Source organism: Halomicrobium sp. HArcht3-1, from assembly GCF_058933345.1.
Genome location: NZ_JBZYDM010000008.1, coordinates 50224 through 66990 on the forward strand (window position 1 = coordinate 50224; position 16767 = coordinate 66990).

A 16767-nucleotide genomic window follows, 5' to 3' on the forward strand; every position below is an offset into this window, starting at 1 on the left:
CATTCATGCGCATTCCACACGATGTGTGGCTGTGCCAACGAGACGAACGGTGGTCGCAGCCCTCCTGACAGGTGGTATCGGTGTGTCTGCTGTCGATCCGGTTCGAAGCGGTCTGGATCGGGTCGCCCCGCTGAGTGGCGGCGTCTGGGAGTCGGCGACAGCGTCGGTCCCCGGGACGGTCACGACGCCACACGGCGAGGCGACGGTTCGCTACGACGACGAGGGTGTGCCGACGGTCACGGCCGACGACGAGGCGAGTCTGTACTTCGCAGTCGGCTACGTCCACGCCGCCGACCGCCTGTTCCAGATGGACCTGATCCGGCGGCGGATGCGCGGGACCCTCTCGGCGGCCGTCGGGTCCCAGACCGTCGAGAGTGACATCTTCAATCGGCGGATGGACTTCACCGCGGCCGCCCGAGCCAACTGGGACCTGCTGTCGGGGACGCCGACGGGCGACGTGGTCGAAGCACACACGGCCGGCGTCAACGCGTTTCGGGAGCGCCAGTCCCTTCCGGTCGAATTTCAGTTGCTGGGCTACGAACCAGACCCGTGGACGCCGGTCGACAGCATGCTGATCGAAAAGCAGATTTCGTGGGGGCTGACCGGTGACTTCTCGACACTCCGGCGGGCGGCCATCGCGGACGCGCTCGGCGAGTCGATAGCTCAGCGGATCGCACCGACGCGATTCGACCACGACACGCCGATTCTCCGGTCGGCGAGCGAGGGAAGCGGTGACGAGACCGCGAGCCAGTCGCTGACGACGCCCCACAGCGACGCCCGGGGGGACCTCGCCGGCTGGCTCACCGGCTTCGAGTCCGCCGACGGCGTCGGCTCGAATAGCTGGGTGATCGGTGGCGACCACACGGAGAGCGGCCAGCCACTGCTCGCGAACGACCCGCACCTCTCCCTGCTCGCGCCGCCGGTGTGGTACGAGATGCACCACGAACTGCCCGAGCGCTCGGTCAGTGGCGTCACCTTCCCCGGCCAGCCATTCGTCGTCATCGGCGAGAACGACGCGGGCGCGTGGGGCTTTACCAACGCCGGCATGGATGTACTCGACGTTTACGAGTACGAGATCGACGGCGAGCAGTACCGCTACGGCGACGAGTGGCGCGCGTTCGAATCGCGCACGGAGCGGATCGAAGTGAGCGGTGGCGAGGACCGCGAGATCACGATGCGAAAGACCGTCCACGGGCCACTGATCGAGCGACAGGGCCGGCGCGTCGGCGTCGCCTGGACCGGCTTGCAGGCGAGTCGGACCGCACAGGCGGTCCGGGCGCTCAATCGCAGCGACGGCCGCGACGACGCCGTCGACGCCCTCGCTCGCTTCGACCAGCCGACTCAGAACGCCGTCTACGCCGACCGCGACGGCAACACCCACTACCACGTCACCGGTCTCGTCCCGATCAGGCGGACCGACGGCGACGCCGTCCCCGGAGACCAGATCTTCGACGGCTCCGCACGGGAGGGTGAATGGCCGGGCTACACGCCATACGGGAAACCGGACTTCGACGAGGGATGGATTCCCTTCGATGAGAAACCCCACGCCCGGAACCCCGACCTGCTGGCGACGGCGAACCAGCGCGTGATCGACGATTCCGCGACCGACTACTACCTCTCGGAAGGGTATTCGCCGCCGTGGCGTGGCGCGCGTATCTACGAGCTACTCGACGCTCGCGCGGGCACGGATCGGCCGATCACCCACGAGTACAGCAAGGCCGTCCAGCGGGACACGTACGACCGGCGAGCCGAGCTATTCGTCCCCGAGATTCTCGGGGCGCGGTCGGCGATGGGTGAGCGAGCGCTGGGGCTGGCGAACGAACTGGACGGCTGGGACTACGCGATGGACCGCGAGTCGCGAGCGGCGCTCGTGTTCGCGCTGTTTCTCGATCACTATCGGGAGCGCACGTTCGGTCCCGTCTTCGAGGCCGCCGACCTCGACGAGTCGCTGTCTCCGAGTGACTGGGTGCTCTTACACCTCGGAGCCGACGATCCCCTGTTCCGTGACCCGCCAGCAGGCGAGTCACGCGAGCGGGCGCAGGTGATCGCGCAGGCGCTCGTCGACACCGCCGACGAGATCGAACGCGAGGGGTACGAGACCTACGGCGACTACAACCGGACCGACATCGACCACCCGTTCGATCTTGGCTTTCTGAACTATCCACAGTACCCGACCGACGGCTCGCCCGCGACGGTGCGGAACTTCCGGGTGGAGTCGAGCATCGGGACGAGCTATCGGTTGCTGGCGCGTTTCGACGGCGCTCCCTCCGAGTCGGCCCTTCCCGGCGGCAACGACGGGGACTACTTTTCGGATCACTACGCAGACCAGCTCCGGGCGTGGGCGAACGGCGAGTACTCGTCGCTCGTGGCGAGTCGGGACGGCGATCCGTCGATCCGCTTCCGGCCGGGGGGTGAAGACGATGGCTGAGGAGCGTGCCGAGCGGCGCGAGAGCGACGGCGAAACAGACAGTGACGAGACGATCCGCGAGCGTCTCTATGGACTCCAGACCGATCCGACAGATCGCTTCCGGGCGACCGTACTGGCGGGTGCGTTCGGGGCGCTGCTCGCGACCGTCCACTGGAGCGGTCTGCTCGTCGGCGGCGCGCTGGTCGGTCTCGCGTGGCCGACACTTGGGCGTGCGCTCCTCGCGGGACTTGGCTTTGGCGTGGCCGTCGTCGCGGTCTTCGCGCTCGAACTCGTGCTTGCCGGCGCGCTCGTCGAGACGCTGTCGATGGGTGTCGTCGGCGTCGTTCCGGCGGTCGTTGCCCTCGTCGCTGGACCACTTGGGGCGGGCGTTCGCGGACTCTTCCCGGACGCCGCTGGCGGGTAGGCAACGCTTCGTTCTGTCGGAATAGAGGCACAATTTATACATACGGTTCCCAGTTACACTCACCCATGGCATCGATCGACACGAGCGTCAATCGGCCGAACGTGCCCGCAGACGGCACGACTGTGACGGCCGAAATCGACGTCGCACCGGGGGCACAACAACAGGACGTGCGCAGGCACATCGCACTGTGTATCGACACGAGCGGGTCGATGGAGGGTGACAACATCAAGCGGGCGCGCGACGGGGCCGCATGGGTCTTCGGCCTGCTCGGTGACGACGACTACGTCAGCATCGTCGCCTTCGACACGAAAGCGGAGGTCATCCTGCCGGCGACACGCTGGTCGGACCTCGACCGCCAGACCGCGATGGATCACGTCGAGGAACTCACGGCAGGCGGTGGGACCGACATGTACAACGGCCTGAAGGCCGCAAAAGAGACGCTCTCCTCGTCGGCGACGGGATCGAACACCGTCAATCGACTCCTCTTGCTGTCGGACGGCAAGGACAACGAACGCACGCCCAGCGAGTTCGAGGAACTGGCCGAGGAGATCGACGACGCGGGCATCCGCATCCAGTCGGCCGGGATCGGCACCGACTACAACGAGGACACGATCCGCACGCTCGGGACCATCGGCCGCGGGACGTGGACCCACCTCGACGCCCCCGGCGACATCGAGGACTTCTTCGGCGAGGCCGTCGAGCAGGCCGGCTCCGTCGTCGCACCGGACGCTCACCTCGATCTCGACGTGGCTCCCGGCGTCGAGGTCAGCGAGGTGTACCGCGCACTCCCGCAGGCACAGGAAGTCTCCCCCGAGTGGGAGGCCAACGCAACCCGGATCAAGCTGCCGGACCTCATCGAGCGAGAGAACCAGCGCGTCGTCCTGAAGATCCACGCGCCGCCACGCGAGGCCGGTACCGAGGAGGTACTGGCAGACGTGACGCTGTCGGCTCGCGGTGACAGCGCCAGCGACCAGATCAGCGTCTCCTACACCGACGATCAGGCCGAACTGGCCGAACACAACGAATCGGTCGACATCGACCACAAGCAGACCGTTATCCGCACCGAACTGGGCAAGGGCAACGTCGAGGCCGCCGAGACGAAAGTCGAGCAGATGACCATCGTTCACGGCGAGGACGCCGAGGCGGTCGAGGAGGCCGAACGCCAGACCCAGATCGTCAAGGAGGGTGGCCGAGCCGAACAGAGTCAGGCGACTCAGATCGTCGACAACGACGGACTGCAGTGATGCTCCCGCGGTCGAAGACGATCCCGTGCAGGGGTGAGAGCCGTTGACGACGTTCGAACCGGGCGATCTGGTCGCCGGCCAGTACCGCATTCAGGGCGAGGCGGGCAGCGGCGGCTTCGCCGTTGCCTACGAGGCGGTCGACGAGGAGAGTGGCGAGACGGTCGCCGTGAAGGTGCCCAACTACGCCGGCTCCAGCAACGACCGTGACGTGATCGAGACCTACTTCCTGAAAGAGGCCGACGCGCTGGAGACGGTCAGGGCCGCCGGCGGCCACGACAACGTGATGGACCTGCTCGAACGCACCGACGAGGGCGACACGCCGGTGCTCGTGGTGCAGTTCGTCGACGGCTACGAACTCGACGACGCCATCGATCAGGTCGGCCCGCTCGACCCGACGGAGGTCCGGCAGGTCGGGATCGGGCTCTGTGACGCGATGAGCTTCCTCCACGAGAACGACATCGTCTACCGGGACCTGAAGCCCGACAACATCATGCTCGCCGGACAGGACCACCCGATCCTGATCGACTTCAACACGGCAACGGCGTTCGACGGCACGAAGGCCGACGACTCGGGGACGACGATTCTGGGGCCGTACAAGCCACGAGAGATCGCAGAGGCCAGCGACGCCGAGGACGGACAGGGACCGTGGTCTGACGTGTACTCCATCGGCAAGATACTCCTGTTCTTGCTGAAGGGGACCGTCCCGAAGAAAGACGGGATCAATCCCCGTCACTTCGGCGTCGAGTGCCCGCCGTACCTCGCCGAGATCATCGAGCGGGCGACCCAGACCGACTACCGCGAGCGCTACCCCAACGCCACCTCGATGAAGTACGTCCTCGAAGCGAAAGATTCCAGTCCGCCGCCACAGGCCAGCCTCGAAGCGCTCGGCGACGAAGCGTCGTTCACGATCCATCCCGGGGACACTATCGGCCGGGACGGGGGCGCGACGACGCCGTCGATCACCCTCGACGACGCCGACGAACACGTCTCGCCGATCCACATCCGCTTCGATACGAGCAGCGACGAGGCCATCTGGCGACTGGAAGACCACAGCCTCAACGGCACCTACGTCAAGACCCAGACCGGCTGGCAGCGCATCCTCCAGCCCGGTGGCCGTGACATCCTCGAAGCCCGCGGCGGTGACCCGACCGACGGCGACGGCGATGTGCCACCGAGCGAGCACGCGCTGGCCGACGGGGACCTCATCTCGTTCGTGGACCCGAGCTACGGAACGACGTTCGAGTTCAAACTGTCTCAGACATGATCTACGCGACGAACTACGACATCGGCGAACGGAAGCGAGCCAGTGGGATCAACGAGGACAGTCTCGCGATCACCGTGATCGAACAGGGCCATCGCGACGGGCTCGTCGGCGCGGCACGTGGCGAGACCGACGCCACGGCTGACGACGAGACCGACGACGAGAGTCGCTCGTGGCCGCGAAATCGGAGCATCGCGACGTTCGCACTGGCCGACGGTGCGGGCGGCTACGAGGCCGGCGACGCCGCGTCCTACATCGCGACGACGGTCGTCACCGAGGCCCTGAACGACGTGGCGACGCGGGCCGCCCGGGCCGATCCAGACGACTTCGACGTGCCGCTTCCCGAGTCGGTCGCGACCGACCCGCCGACGCCGGCCGAGATCCAGACCGCGCTGGAGGACGCCATCACCGAGGCCCACCGCGAGATCCTCCGCTACACACGCGAGACCGGGCAGCAGGCCTATACGACAGTCGTCGCCGGACTGGTCTTCGGCGGGCGCTGTTACTACGCGTGGGTCGGCGACAGCCGGGCGTATCTGATCAACGAAGCCAGAGAGACGATCGAACTGCTGACCAAGGACCACGGCGTCGTCGAACAACTTCGCGACCGCGGGGACATCGACGACATCGAGGCCCACGTCCACCCGCGGGGCAACGAGATCACGCGCGCACTCGGCGGACCGGCCGATCAGGACATCGAGACGGCGACGGTCCCGGTCGACAGCAACGTCGTCCCCCTCTACGCCGAGGACGTGTTGCTGGTGACCAGCGACGGCCTGATCGACGCCCAGACCGACGCCCCGGAGCTATACGATCAGTACAACCGGGCCGGACAGACCGACGAGGCCGCCGAGAGTGTGCTGGACGCCGTCGTCACCGACGAGGAGATCAAGGAGTTCGTCCTCGACGCCGAGACCCTCGACGGGGCCAGCGAGCGCCTCCTCACGATGGCAAACGAACGCGGTGGGAAGGACAACCTCTCGACGCTGTTTGCCCGTGATCCGGCACTGCCCGAAACACCGCGTGATCGACCGCTCGTCCGGGCGCTCGAACCCACGCCGGTCGAAGACAGAGCGACGGTGCTGCTCCCCGACGACGGGTGAGAACTGCCTGTTCCCTTACGGAAACTATTTTTTATGCGTGGTTCGAGAAGCTGAACACGCATGTCAGAAAGTACCAGTCGGTCGGTCGAATGTCCACTCTGTGGTGAAACGTTCGACCCGACCGCTGCAGGGGGGTGGTGCACCAACTCAGAATGTGGCGAATGGCAATACGATGGGGCGATCGAGACCACCACAGACGAGACGGATGCACCGGCTGACGGAGAGAGCACAGACGACGTGACCGACGATCCGCTGTTTGGCGACGACGACGAGACGGACGACGACGACAGCGAAGTCGACGGACTCGACGAGAGCGGCCCAGAGACAGGGGGATCGGCCGACGACAGCGAGGCCGACCTCGACTCGCCCGACGAGACCGTCGAACCGGGTCCCGACGGCGACGCGCTGGCCGACGAGACGACCGAGGAAGGCGATCACGTCGCGGGCGAAGCCAGCGACGAGCCAGCCACCGCGACCGACGAGGCCAGCGCACCCGACGTGACGAGCGACGACCTGACCGCGGCCGACGCCGACGCGGGAGCGACGGCCGAGGACGCCTCCGCCGAGCCTGCGCCGTCCGAAAACGAGGACGAGAGCGACGACGAGCAGGCGGCCGACCCGTCGCTCGAAGACGAGAGCGACGACGAGCAGGCGGCCGACCCGTCGCTCGAAGCCGAGAGCGACGCCGACGACGGAGACGACTCGGACGCCGAGGACACGCTCGGGGCCTGTCCCGAGTGTGATACCGCCGTCGGGCCGTCGGACGCCTTCTGTCCGGGCTGTGGCGAGGACCTCGACGCCCACCGCGAGAGCGACGAGGACGAGGGGGAGACGCTCGACACCTGTCCGGGCTGTGGGGACGACGTTGGTCCCGACGACGCCTTCTGTGCGTCGTGTGGCGAGGACCTCGATGCCCACCGCGAGAGCGACGAGGACGAAGCGGAGACACTCGACGCCTGTCCGGGCTGTGGGGACGACGTGGAACCCGACGACGCCTTCTGTGCGTCGTGTGGCGAGGACCTCGATGCCCACCGTGGCGGCGAGGGCGACGCCGACGAACCTGCGACTGCCGACGCAGCGGCCGCTGGGACTGGGGGGTCCGCGGCCACACCGGCACCGTCGTCGCTGGCACTGTCGGCCTACGGCCGCTCCGTGGTCGTCGGCGACGACGAGACGGTCGGCCGCCAGATCCGGTCGCTGCTGGCCGAAGCCGGGAAGGACGAGGATCAGGCCGTCCGCATTCACCGTGAACACGTCCGCTTCGTCCGGGAGAACGACCAGTTCTACGTCGTCGATCTGGGCGACAACCCGACCGAGGTCAACGGCGTCCGCCTCTCGAAGGGCGACCGCGAGCCGATCGGTCCCGGCGACGAACTCGGGCTGTCGGGCGTCGTGACCCTCGACGTGGAAGCACCCTAGTCGTTCTCGGTTCGTTTTCGAGGCCCCGTGGAAACCCTTGCTGACAAACACGACGGGTGAGTAGTTAGGGGAAGATGGATACTCTCCCGAAGTCACGACTCCTTCGATTCGTTGAATGCGCTATTGTGTTGGCTCGCCGTACTGTGGAACGGTTTGCAACCCGCTATTCGAAAGCGGTTCACGCTTCGCCAACACGTCGTCTTGCTTTGTCTGAGAGTGAAACGGAACGCAGCGTCCATCGCGGTGTTGACCGGTGACAAGTGAGACGACGACCAGAAGATCCGGCAGCTCGCCCGAAATCACGATATTCGGCCGCTCATAAAGCACCGGGAGTTTCCCCCACTCCACACGGCGTGGTATGCACGACTGGACAACGGTCGTTACCATAGACGGAATATGAACGGGACAGTCGCTGCAGCGATCAAACAGAAATTCGGGGCGTTCGTGCAGTCACGCCGCTGGTGGACGCAGTTCCGCGAACTCGGTATCAAGTGTATCGTTCACGGTCTGGAGCGAAGCACCGCGATTTCACCCGAGGAGGGCGATTGTCCGTGATTCCGAGAGGAAGGAACTGCTGAATACAGCGGGTGGGGTGGGCGAATGAGAGTGTGAGATCACGGACGGAGTTCCATGGTAGACTCTCTCGCATCGTCGCAATTGTTTCAACCGACACGCCCGTGTTGCTTCGATATGTCCCCCGGGGCCTCACTGACCGAAAAGTGCGAGAACAAGTACGAACAGGTCGGCCTTGATACCTCGTATCTTGTATTGATGACGATGTCCGGTGTGCTTGCTGGCGTGGCTCTCCTCACCAACTCGATTCCGATCCTCATCGGGGCGATGGTCATTGCCCCGGCATTGACGCCGTTGGAACTCGTTTCCGCTGGCCTTGCTGCCAAACGGTTGAATCGAGCCGGATTCGGGGCCTCGGTCGCGTTCGTCGGTCTGTTGGCTGCGACTGTGGGGGCTATCGCGACGACGTTGACACTGAACATGACAGGCGTTCTCCCACCTGCGGAGAACCTCATCGATAAACCACTACTTGAGGAGCGCATTACAGCCGGCTGGTACAGCGTCATTGCTGCTGCCGCGGCGGGTATCGCGGCGGGGGTAACGACCGACAAAGAACGGCAAGACACGCTCGTCGGCGTCGTCGCTGCCCTCGCACTTGTCCCGGCTGCAGCTGCCGGAGGAATAACATTACTGTCACAAGCGCCTGGCAAGGCCAGTGGCGGCCTCCTCTTACTCGCTCTCAATGCAGGCATGGTCGTGATAACTGGGACGGTGACACTCTGGCTCGGAGCTCGTGGCGACCGGAAAGCGCACACAACCAAATAAGCATACAACGGACCTGTCGCCCGTTTCGATTGTCCGTGTCGAATCGAACGGACGCCGCTGGGAAACGCATCCTCCGTCTCTGTATTCAGCAACTCGTTCCCATCAACCGCTGAGGATTTCAACAGAGCCGTTATCGACCGTTTTCGACGGCCGTGAACGCGCGCTCAGTCGAACGGTCGGGGTCACACCATCGGTCGGCAAGTCGGACAGGCCCGACAGTTACGGTCGTGGCCGTCGAACGCGTCGTATGGCCCGCCGGAGTGTCATGTTCGCACCGGGCGACCAGCCCGGTAAGTTACGAAAAGCACTGGACAGCGACGCCGACGTGGTGGTGTACGATCTCGAAGACGCAGTCGTGCCCGAGCGCAAGGGGGTGGCTCGCGAGGCGGTTCGGGACGCCCTCGCCGAGGTCGAACCGGACTGTGAGCTGTGTGTTCGGGTCAACGCGCTCGGCGCGGGGGCACAGCGCGATCTCCACGTCGTCCTCGGCGGCGGGACGCCCGACAGCGTGCTGCTGCCGAAAGTGCCCGCGGCCGACGCCGTCGAGACGCTGACCGGGATGCTGGCCGAGCGCGACGCCGCCGTGCCGATCCTCGCGCTCGTCGAGTCGGCGGCCGGCGTACTCCACGCCGAGGGGATCGCGAGTGCCGACGGAACCGACGCGCTGCTGTTCGGCGCGGAGGATCTGGCGGGTGACATCGGCGCGACCCGGACCGACGAGGGTGAGGAGGTCGCGCACGCACGCCAGCACGTCCTGCTCGCTGCGCGGGCGGCCGGCGTCGACGCGGTCGACACGCACTACCCGGCCTACGAGGACGACGACGGTCTGCGCAGGGCTGCCGGCGAGGGCCGGCGACTGGGCTACGACGGAAAGATGGCGATCCACCCCGCACAGGTCCCGATCATCAACGCCGCCTTCGCGCCCGACGAGGACGAACTCGCGTGGGCGCGGCGAGTCCTCGACGCCCACGAGACCGCAAGCGCCGAGGACAGCGGTGTGTTCGTGGTCGACGGCGAGATGATCGACGCGCCACAGGTCCGGCAGGCCGAGCGGATCGTCGAGCGCACCGACGAGTGAGCCGATCGGGGGACACAGTGGCGGTAGCCTTTTGCGAGCTGTTACCGTGTGCTAGCACATGACTGCCGAGGTCAATCCGTTCGAGAGTCTGCAGGAGCAGATCGACGACGCCGCCACGTACGTCGAGGTTCCCACGGACGCACTGGAACGGCTCAAACGGCCAGAGCGAGTCCTGGAGACGACACTCTCCGTCGAGATGGACGACGGATCGATCGAGACGTTTCGGGCGTACCGTTCGCAGTTCAACGGCGACCGTGGCCCGTACAAGGGCGGCATCCGCTACCACCCGAACGTCTCCCGCGAGGAAGTCAAAGCCCTCTCTGGCTGGATGGTGTACAAATGTGCGGCCGTCGACATCCCCTACGGCGGCGGCAAGGGCGGTATCGTCATCGACCCCGGTGAGTACTCAGAGAGCGAACTCGAACGCATCACGCGTGCGTTCGCGACCGAGCTGCGTCCGTTCATCGGCGAGGACAAAGACATCCCCGCCCCCGACGTCAACACCGGCCAGCGCGAGATGAACTGGATCAAGGACACCTACGAGACCCTAGAGAACACGACTGCACCGGGCGTCGTCACGGGGAAAGCCATCGAATCCGGCGGCAGCGAGGGTCGCGTCGAGGCGACCGGCCGGTCGGTGTCGATCGTCGCGCGTGAGGCCTTCGACTACCTCGGCAAAGCGATCGACGGCGCGACCGTCGCAGTGCAGGGCTACGGCAACGCCGGGTCGACCGCGGCGAAACTCATCGAAGATCAGGGCGCGAACGTCGTCGCCGTCTCGGACTCCTCGGGTGCTGTGTTCGATCCCGACGGACTCGACACCCGCGCAGCCAAGGAGCACAAGCGTGCAACGGGATCGCTCACCGGCTTTGCCGGTGCGAGCGAGGAACTGAGCAATCGCGAACTGCTGACCCTCGACGTGGACCTGCTCGTCCCGGCCGCACTGGAGAACGCCATCGACGCCGAAATCGCACGCGACGTGCGGGCCGACGTGATCGTCGAGGCCGCCAACGGGCCGCTGACGCCCGACGCCGACGACGTGCTGGCCGACAGCGACGTGGCCGTCTTCCCCGACATCCTCGCCAATGCCGGCGGCGTCACCGTCTCGTACTTCGAGTGGGTCCAGAACCGTCAGCGTTTCTCGTGGTCGCTAGAGCGGGTCAACGACGAACTGGAGACCACGATCACCGCGGCTTTCGACCGGCTTGTCGAACGCTACGAGGCGAGCGACGCGCCGACGCTCCGAGTGGCGCTGTACGCCGTCGCCATCGAACGAGTGTACCGGGCGGCCGCCGAGGCCGGCAACTGGCCCTGAGACGGATCGCTGTCGCCGTTTGCACGGCCGATCCGGGACAGAGCGACGCCGGCCCGTCTGCGTCGTCGCGGCGTGGGGACCTGACCGCGGTCGTTTTTACCGCTCGCTCCCTACGTGGGCACATGAGTGTGTACGAGCGGTCGGTCCGCGTCGACGCGGCGTGGGGACCTGACCGCGGTCGTTTTTACCGCTCGCTCCCTACGTGGGCACATGAGTGTGTACGAGCGGTCGGTCCGCGTCGACGCGGGGCTGGAACGAGTCTGGGAATTCCACTCGAACGGGGACGGACTGGAAGCGCTGACCCCCGACTGGATGAACCTCGTCATCGAGGACTCCCGCGGACCGGACGGGGAAGCCGACCCCGAGGTACTGGAGACGGGATCGGTGATCGTCTCCTCTGTCCGCCCGTTCGGTGTCGGGCCGCGCCAGACGTGGACCTCCGAGATCGTCGCCCGCGAGGAGCACGACGACCACGCCATGTTCCGCGACGTGATGAGCGAGGGACCGTTCGCACACTGGGAGCACACCCATCGCTTCGTCGCCGAGGGCGACCAGACACTGGTCCACGACCGCGTCGAGTACCAGTTCCCCGGCGGCCCGCTGGGGAAAGCCATCGGTCCCTTCGCGTGGATCGGCTTCGAACCGATGTTCCGGCACCGTCACAAGACGACCAAGCGGCTACTGGAGTAGCCGACGGGTGGCCGCGTGGGCACCCGGTGACATCGGTGCGCGGTGTTCAGATAAGAGATCAGAAGTAGCCAGAATAAGGCACCGAAAGCCCTCGGTGCGCTCCGGGGTTCTGTGCCGGATATCCTCACTTCGTTCGGATAGTGCCGCCGCAGAACCCCGGAGCGCGCCTCGCCCTTTCATCCGCCAGGAATCTGCCCGTGAAGCCGTCTACACCCTGGTGGATGGAAGGGCGAGCGTCGTTGCGGGAACCCCGGCGACGCAAGCACGCGAAGCGCGCGCAGCGAGTCGCGGGACCGCAACGACGCGAGGGCTTTCGGTGTCTCAATCTCTGCGGATGCTGCCGCTTATCTGAACACTACCCATCGGTGTCGGCTGAAGCTTTTGTGTCTCTGTGACGAACTGTCATGCACCATGCACGACGTGATCGTCGTCGGCGGTGGTCCCGCCGGCCTGAGTGGTGCCCTGTTTACCGCGAAGAACGGTCTCGATACGGTGGTCTTCGACACGGACGAGACGTGGCTGCACAAAGCCCACCTGTTCAATTACCTCGGCATCGACTCCGAGGACGGCACCGCGTTCGTCGAAGACGCCCGCGAGCAAGTCGAGGAGTTCGGCGTGACGATCCACGAGGAGGAAGTACAGGCAGTCGAGAAGACGGCCGACGGGTTCGCCGTCACGACCGAAGCCGAGACCGAAGCGGGCGAAGCCACCGACCAGACCGGGGGCGACCAGACCCACGAGGGGTCCTACATCGTCCTCGCGACCGGTGCCGATCGATCGCTCGCCGAGGCCCTGAACTGTGACCTCACCGACGACGGCGTCGTCGATGTCGGCGTCTCGATGGAGACCTCCGTCACCGACGCGTACGCCACCGGCGCGATGGTCCGGGCCGAGGAGTGGCAGGCGATCATCTCGGCCGGCGACGGCGCGGCCGCGGCACTGAACATCCTCTCGAAAGAGAAGGGCGAACACTTCCACGACTTCGATACGCCCGCCGACGCCGAGTAACGTCGGTCGATTGAGACGATCCCGAGCGTTCAAGCCCCCGGTTGTCTTTGATTCGGGCGTGCGCGAACGTCTCGCCAGTCCACGGCTCGCGCTCGCGGTCGCCGTCGTGGCCATCAGCACGAGCGCCATCCTGATCCGCTGGAGCGAGGCCCCGCCAGTCGTCGCGGCGTTCTATCGGGTCCTCTTTACGACCGCGCTGCTCGCCCCGCTCACGATCGGTCGGCACGCGTCGACACTCGGGGACCTCTCGAAACGCCACCTGCTGGCCGCCGGCGTCACGGGACTGGCGCTTGCGGCCCACTTCGGCGCGTGGTTCGAGAGTCTCTCGTGGACCAGCGTCGCCGCCAGCGTCACGCTCGTCCAGTCACAGCCGATCTTCGTCGTGGCGGGGGCGTGGCTCGTCCTGGACGAACGGGTCACCCGTCGAACCGTCGCAGGCGTGGCGGTCGCGCTCGTCGGGATGGTGGGGATGTCGCTGGGCGACTTCCTGAGCGGGACGGCAGTTGGGCCACGGCCACTCTACGGCAACGCACTCGCCGTGCTGGGGGCGGTCACGGCCGCCAGCTACGTCCTCGCCGGGCGCTCGCTGCGCCAGCGCCTGCCGCTCTTGCCGTACGTCACCGTCGTCTACGGCGTCGCTGCGGCAGCACTGGGTGCCGTCGTCCTCCTGCAGGGCTATCCGCTGACTGGCTACGAGCACCGAGAATGGGGCCTGTTCCTCGCGATGGCGGTCGGTCCCGGCATCCTCGGACACACGCTGGTCAACTGGTCGCTGGCCCACGTCGAGTCGAGTCTGGTCAGCGTCACCCTGCTGGGCGAGCCACTGGGGAGCGCGTTGCTGGCGTTACTCTTGCTCGCCGAAGTCCCGTCGCTCTGGACCGTCGTCGGTGGGTCGGTCGTCCTCGGTGGCATCCTCGTCACGGCCCGGGGGCGACCCGCAGGCTGAGACGACCGGCTGTGACGAAGCCGCTACTCGGTCGGCTGTTCTGGGTCCTCGGGACCGGCGCCGCCGTCACTGTCGAGCACCAGCCCCAGCGCGAGGAAGGCAAGCCCCAGCGAGAGGAACGTCGAACCGACCATCAGGCCGCCGCCAACGCTGAAAAACAGCCCGAGCACGAGGAACGGCACGCCGATGGCGAGAAACGTCGTGTGCATACGCCCGCTTGGTCGGCGAGCAAAATAGACACTTCGCCTCATACAGACTGTTGTAGCGTTTTACCGGCGATCGTCGCCACGGGGGAGCGACGCCGGTAAGCAACTACAATAATCCGTATCACCCGCTCGCGAGCTTCTCGATTTCGCCCTTGAGTCCCGCCGCTTCGAAGTCGTGGTCGGGTCGGATGTTGACGAAATCGAGGAACTCGCGAGCGGCCAGCAACTCCGCGGGCGTGTAGTGTTTCGCAGCCGCGTCGACGGCATCACGAGCGCCGATCAGCGGCGTCAGCGCACCCAGCGCACACGCCAGGTCGTACGAGCGGGCGTCCTCGATGGCTTCTTCGCGGACCTTCGTCGCGTCGATGAAATAGAGGTCCCCGCCGGCGACGAGGACGTTCTCGCCACGGAAGTCGCCGTGGGCGAGACCGGCGTCGTGCATCCGGTGGAGGTAGTCGAAGACGGTCGGCGCGTGCTCGCGGACGGCCGCGGGTGGCAGATCGTCGAGGACGACGAAATCGGGAATAAACTCCAGTACGAGGACGCCGTGGCCCTCGTACTCGAAGGCCTCGATGGGTTCGGGCGCGTTCACGCCGAGTGTTCGCATCGCCCGCGTCGCGTCGAGTTCGTGTTCTGCCATCTGCACCGGCGTCCCGAAGTGCTCGAAGAAACCCTCCGTCCCCGAGGAGAAGGCACCGAGGTTGCGCCCGGCGGTCAACAGCGCGTGGACCAGCGAGTTCTGCTGGGTGATCAGCTTCACGAACCAGCGGTCGTCGACGGCCATCGGCGTCGACAGCCAGTTGTCCGCATCGAGGAACTCGACGCGGGCCGACGGCTCGTCGTACCGCTCGATCACCTCCCGGGTGACACCTTCGAGTGTCTCCCAGGGGACGCGACCGCGAAGGAGCCGTCGAAACGCCATGTGAGTACAGGAAAGCGGGCCAGCATGAAAGTGATTCGGGGGCTGGGAGCATGCCAGCCACCATGGTATATGTTTTCTCGACACATAGGTTGCCCCATGGACTTCTCGCTGCCCGACGAACACCGGATGATCCGCGATTCAGTGCGGGACTTCTGCGAGGCCGAGATCGAACCGATCGCACAGGAGATCGAAGACGAGCACCGGTTCCCGGCCGAGATTTTCGACCAGCTTGCCGACCTCGACATGCTGGGCGTCCCCGTCGCCGAGGAGTGGGGCGGACTGGGCGGTGATCAGTTGATGTACGCGCTCGTGACCGAAGAGCTGGGGCGGGTCTCCGGCTCGATCGGACTCTCCTACGCCGCCCACGTCTCGCTGGCCTCCAAGCCCATCGAGACGTTCGGGACCGACGCACAGAAAGAGCGCTGGCTCCGGCCGCTGGCGACCGGCGAGTACCTCGGCGGGTGGGCACTGACCGAGCCAGCCAGCGGCAGCGACGCAAGCGACATGGACACGACGGCCACGAAGTCAGGCGACGAGTGGGTGCTATCGGGCACCAAGCAGTTCATTACGAACGCCTCCGTCGCCGGATCGATCCTCGTCAAGGCCGTCACCGATCCGTCGGCGGGCTACGGCGGCATCTCGACGTTCATCGTCGATCCCCGTGCCGACGACGGCTTCGAAGTCACGACCGAGTGGGAGAAGATGGGGCTGAACGCCTCGCCGACCTGCGAGATTCAGTTCGACGACTGCCGAATCCCAGCGGATCGGATACTCGGCGATCCCGGCGACGGCTGGGACCAGACCAAGAAGACGCTGGATGGCGGGCGCATCTCGATCGCCGCCCTCTCCGTGGGACTGGCACAGGGGGCCTTCGAAGCGGCGCTTTCCTACGCGAAAGAGCGCGAACAGTTCGGCCAGCTCATCGGCGAGTTCGACGCCGTCCGGGACATGCTCGTCGCGATGGACCGCAAGATCGAACGGGCGAGACTGCTGACCCACAAGGCTGCCACGAAGTACGATGCCGGCGAGGACGTTGGCCGCCTGTCCTCGATGGCGAAACTCGACGCCAGCGAAATCTGCCGTGAAGTGGCCGAAGATGCCGTGCAGGTGCTCGGTGGCTACGGCTACACGACCGACTTCGCCCCCCAACGATTCTACCGGGACGCGAAGCTGATGGAGATCGGTGAGGGGACCAGCGAGATCCAGCGGCTGGTGCTCGGCCGGCACCTCGGTCTGTAGTGGCGGTCGCTGGGGCGAAGTACGGTCGGCTTTCGAGGGCCGCCGTTCGTTTCGTTCAGCGGTCGGTGACGTAATCTCGGCCAGCCACCAGTCGTTTCCACGTCCGAATCCGGTCGATTGCGACTTTGCACACCATACCCGGTCCCCAGAGCGTCGGTGTTCCGTGG

At 66.1% G+C, this 16767-nt stretch carries 15 protein-coding genes and 1 pseudogene; 14 read left to right on the forward strand and 2 right to left on the reverse strand.

Going from position 1 to position 16767, the window contains the following annotated elements; translation table 11 throughout:
- Positions 1–31: 31 nt before the first annotated feature.
- From AC5FRW_RS13875 to AC5FRW_RS13935, 13 genes and pseudogenes are all read left to right on the forward strand, one after another.
- Positions 32–2428 carry a penicillin acylase family protein gene (locus tag AC5FRW_RS13875; RefSeq protein WP_493569054.1) on the forward strand — a complete coding sequence of 799 codons (2397 nt, stop codon included), beginning with the start codon at positions 32–34 and terminating at the stop codon, positions 2426–2428.
- Entirely contained in the window at positions 2421–2831 is a 411-nt protein-coding gene (locus AC5FRW_RS13880; protein WP_493569055.1) for a hypothetical protein, read from the forward strand. The genes AC5FRW_RS13875 and AC5FRW_RS13880 overlap by 8 nt, the downstream gene beginning before the upstream one ends.
- A gap of 65 nt (positions 2832–2896) precedes the next feature.
- Positions 2897–4075, forward strand: a complete 1179-nt coding sequence (locus tag AC5FRW_RS13885) for a vWA domain-containing protein (RefSeq protein ID WP_493569056.1) — start codon at positions 2897–2899, stop codon at positions 4073–4075.
- A 43-nt stretch (positions 4076–4118) separates the two neighbouring features.
- Entirely contained in the window at positions 4119–5339 is a 1221-nt protein-coding gene (locus tag AC5FRW_RS13890; RefSeq protein ID WP_493569057.1) for a protein kinase domain-containing protein, read from the forward strand.
- Complete coding sequence (locus AC5FRW_RS13895) at positions 5336–6439, forward strand: PP2C family protein-serine/threonine phosphatase (protein ID WP_493569058.1); 1104 nt, start codon at positions 5336–5338, stop codon at positions 6437–6439. Before AC5FRW_RS13890 ends, AC5FRW_RS13895 begins: the two co-directional genes overlap by 4 nt.
- A gap of 60 nt (positions 6440–6499) precedes the next feature.
- Entirely contained in the window at positions 6500–7858 is a 1359-nt protein-coding gene (locus tag AC5FRW_RS13900) for a double zinc ribbon and FHA domain-containing protein (RefSeq protein WP_493569059.1), read from the forward strand.
- 74 nt (positions 7859–7932) lie between these two features.
- A pseudogene (locus AC5FRW_RS13905) lies at positions 7933–8413 on the forward strand (transposase).
- A gap of 135 nt (positions 8414–8548) precedes the next feature.
- A complete protein-coding gene (locus AC5FRW_RS13910) occupies positions 8549–9196 on the forward strand; it encodes a DUF389 domain-containing protein (protein ID WP_493569060.1) in 648 nt (215 codons plus the stop codon).
- Between the two features lie 247 nt (positions 9197–9443).
- Positions 9444–10274 carry an HpcH/HpaI aldolase/citrate lyase family protein gene (locus AC5FRW_RS13915; RefSeq protein ID WP_493569061.1) on the forward strand — a complete coding sequence of 277 codons (831 nt, stop codon included), beginning with the start codon at positions 9444–9446 and terminating at the stop codon, positions 10272–10274.
- A gap of 58 nt (positions 10275–10332) precedes the next feature.
- Positions 10333–11589, forward strand: a complete 1257-nt coding sequence (locus AC5FRW_RS13920) for a Glu/Leu/Phe/Val family dehydrogenase (protein WP_493569062.1) — start codon at positions 10333–10335, stop codon at positions 11587–11589.
- Between the two features lie 210 nt (positions 11590–11799).
- On the forward strand, positions 11800–12279 hold the full coding sequence (locus AC5FRW_RS13925) for an SRPBCC family protein (protein WP_493569063.1): 480 nt from the start codon (positions 11800–11802) through the stop codon (positions 12277–12279).
- Between the two features lie 411 nt (positions 12280–12690).
- Positions 12691–13287: an NAD(P)/FAD-dependent oxidoreductase gene (locus tag AC5FRW_RS13930; RefSeq protein WP_493569064.1), complete on the forward strand. Its 597-nt coding sequence runs from the start codon at positions 12691–12693 to the stop codon at positions 13285–13287.
- 58 nt (positions 13288–13345) lie between these two features.
- On the forward strand, positions 13346–14233 hold the full coding sequence (locus tag AC5FRW_RS13935) for a DMT family transporter (protein WP_493569065.1): 888 nt from the start codon (positions 13346–13348) through the stop codon (positions 14231–14233).
- Positions 14234–14256: 23 nt separating this feature from the next.
- On the opposite strand, the gene AC5FRW_RS13940 is transcribed toward AC5FRW_RS13935, so the two are convergent.
- Positions 14257–14442: a hypothetical protein gene (locus tag AC5FRW_RS13940; RefSeq protein ID WP_493569066.1), complete on the reverse strand. Its 186-nt coding sequence runs from the start codon at positions 14440–14442 to the stop codon at positions 14257–14259.
- Between the two features lie 118 nt (positions 14443–14560).
- Positions 14561–15361: an RIO1 family regulatory kinase/ATPase domain-containing protein gene (locus AC5FRW_RS13945; RefSeq protein WP_493569067.1), complete on the reverse strand. Its 801-nt coding sequence runs from the start codon at positions 15359–15361 to the stop codon at positions 14561–14563.
- Between the two features lie 96 nt (positions 15362–15457).
- Here AC5FRW_RS13945 and AC5FRW_RS13950 point away from each other — a divergent pair, with 96 nt between their 5' ends.
- On the forward strand, positions 15458–16600 hold the full coding sequence (locus tag AC5FRW_RS13950; protein WP_493569068.1) for an acyl-CoA dehydrogenase family protein: 1143 nt from the start codon (positions 15458–15460) through the stop codon (positions 16598–16600).
- Positions 16601–16767: the final 167 nt, after the last annotated feature.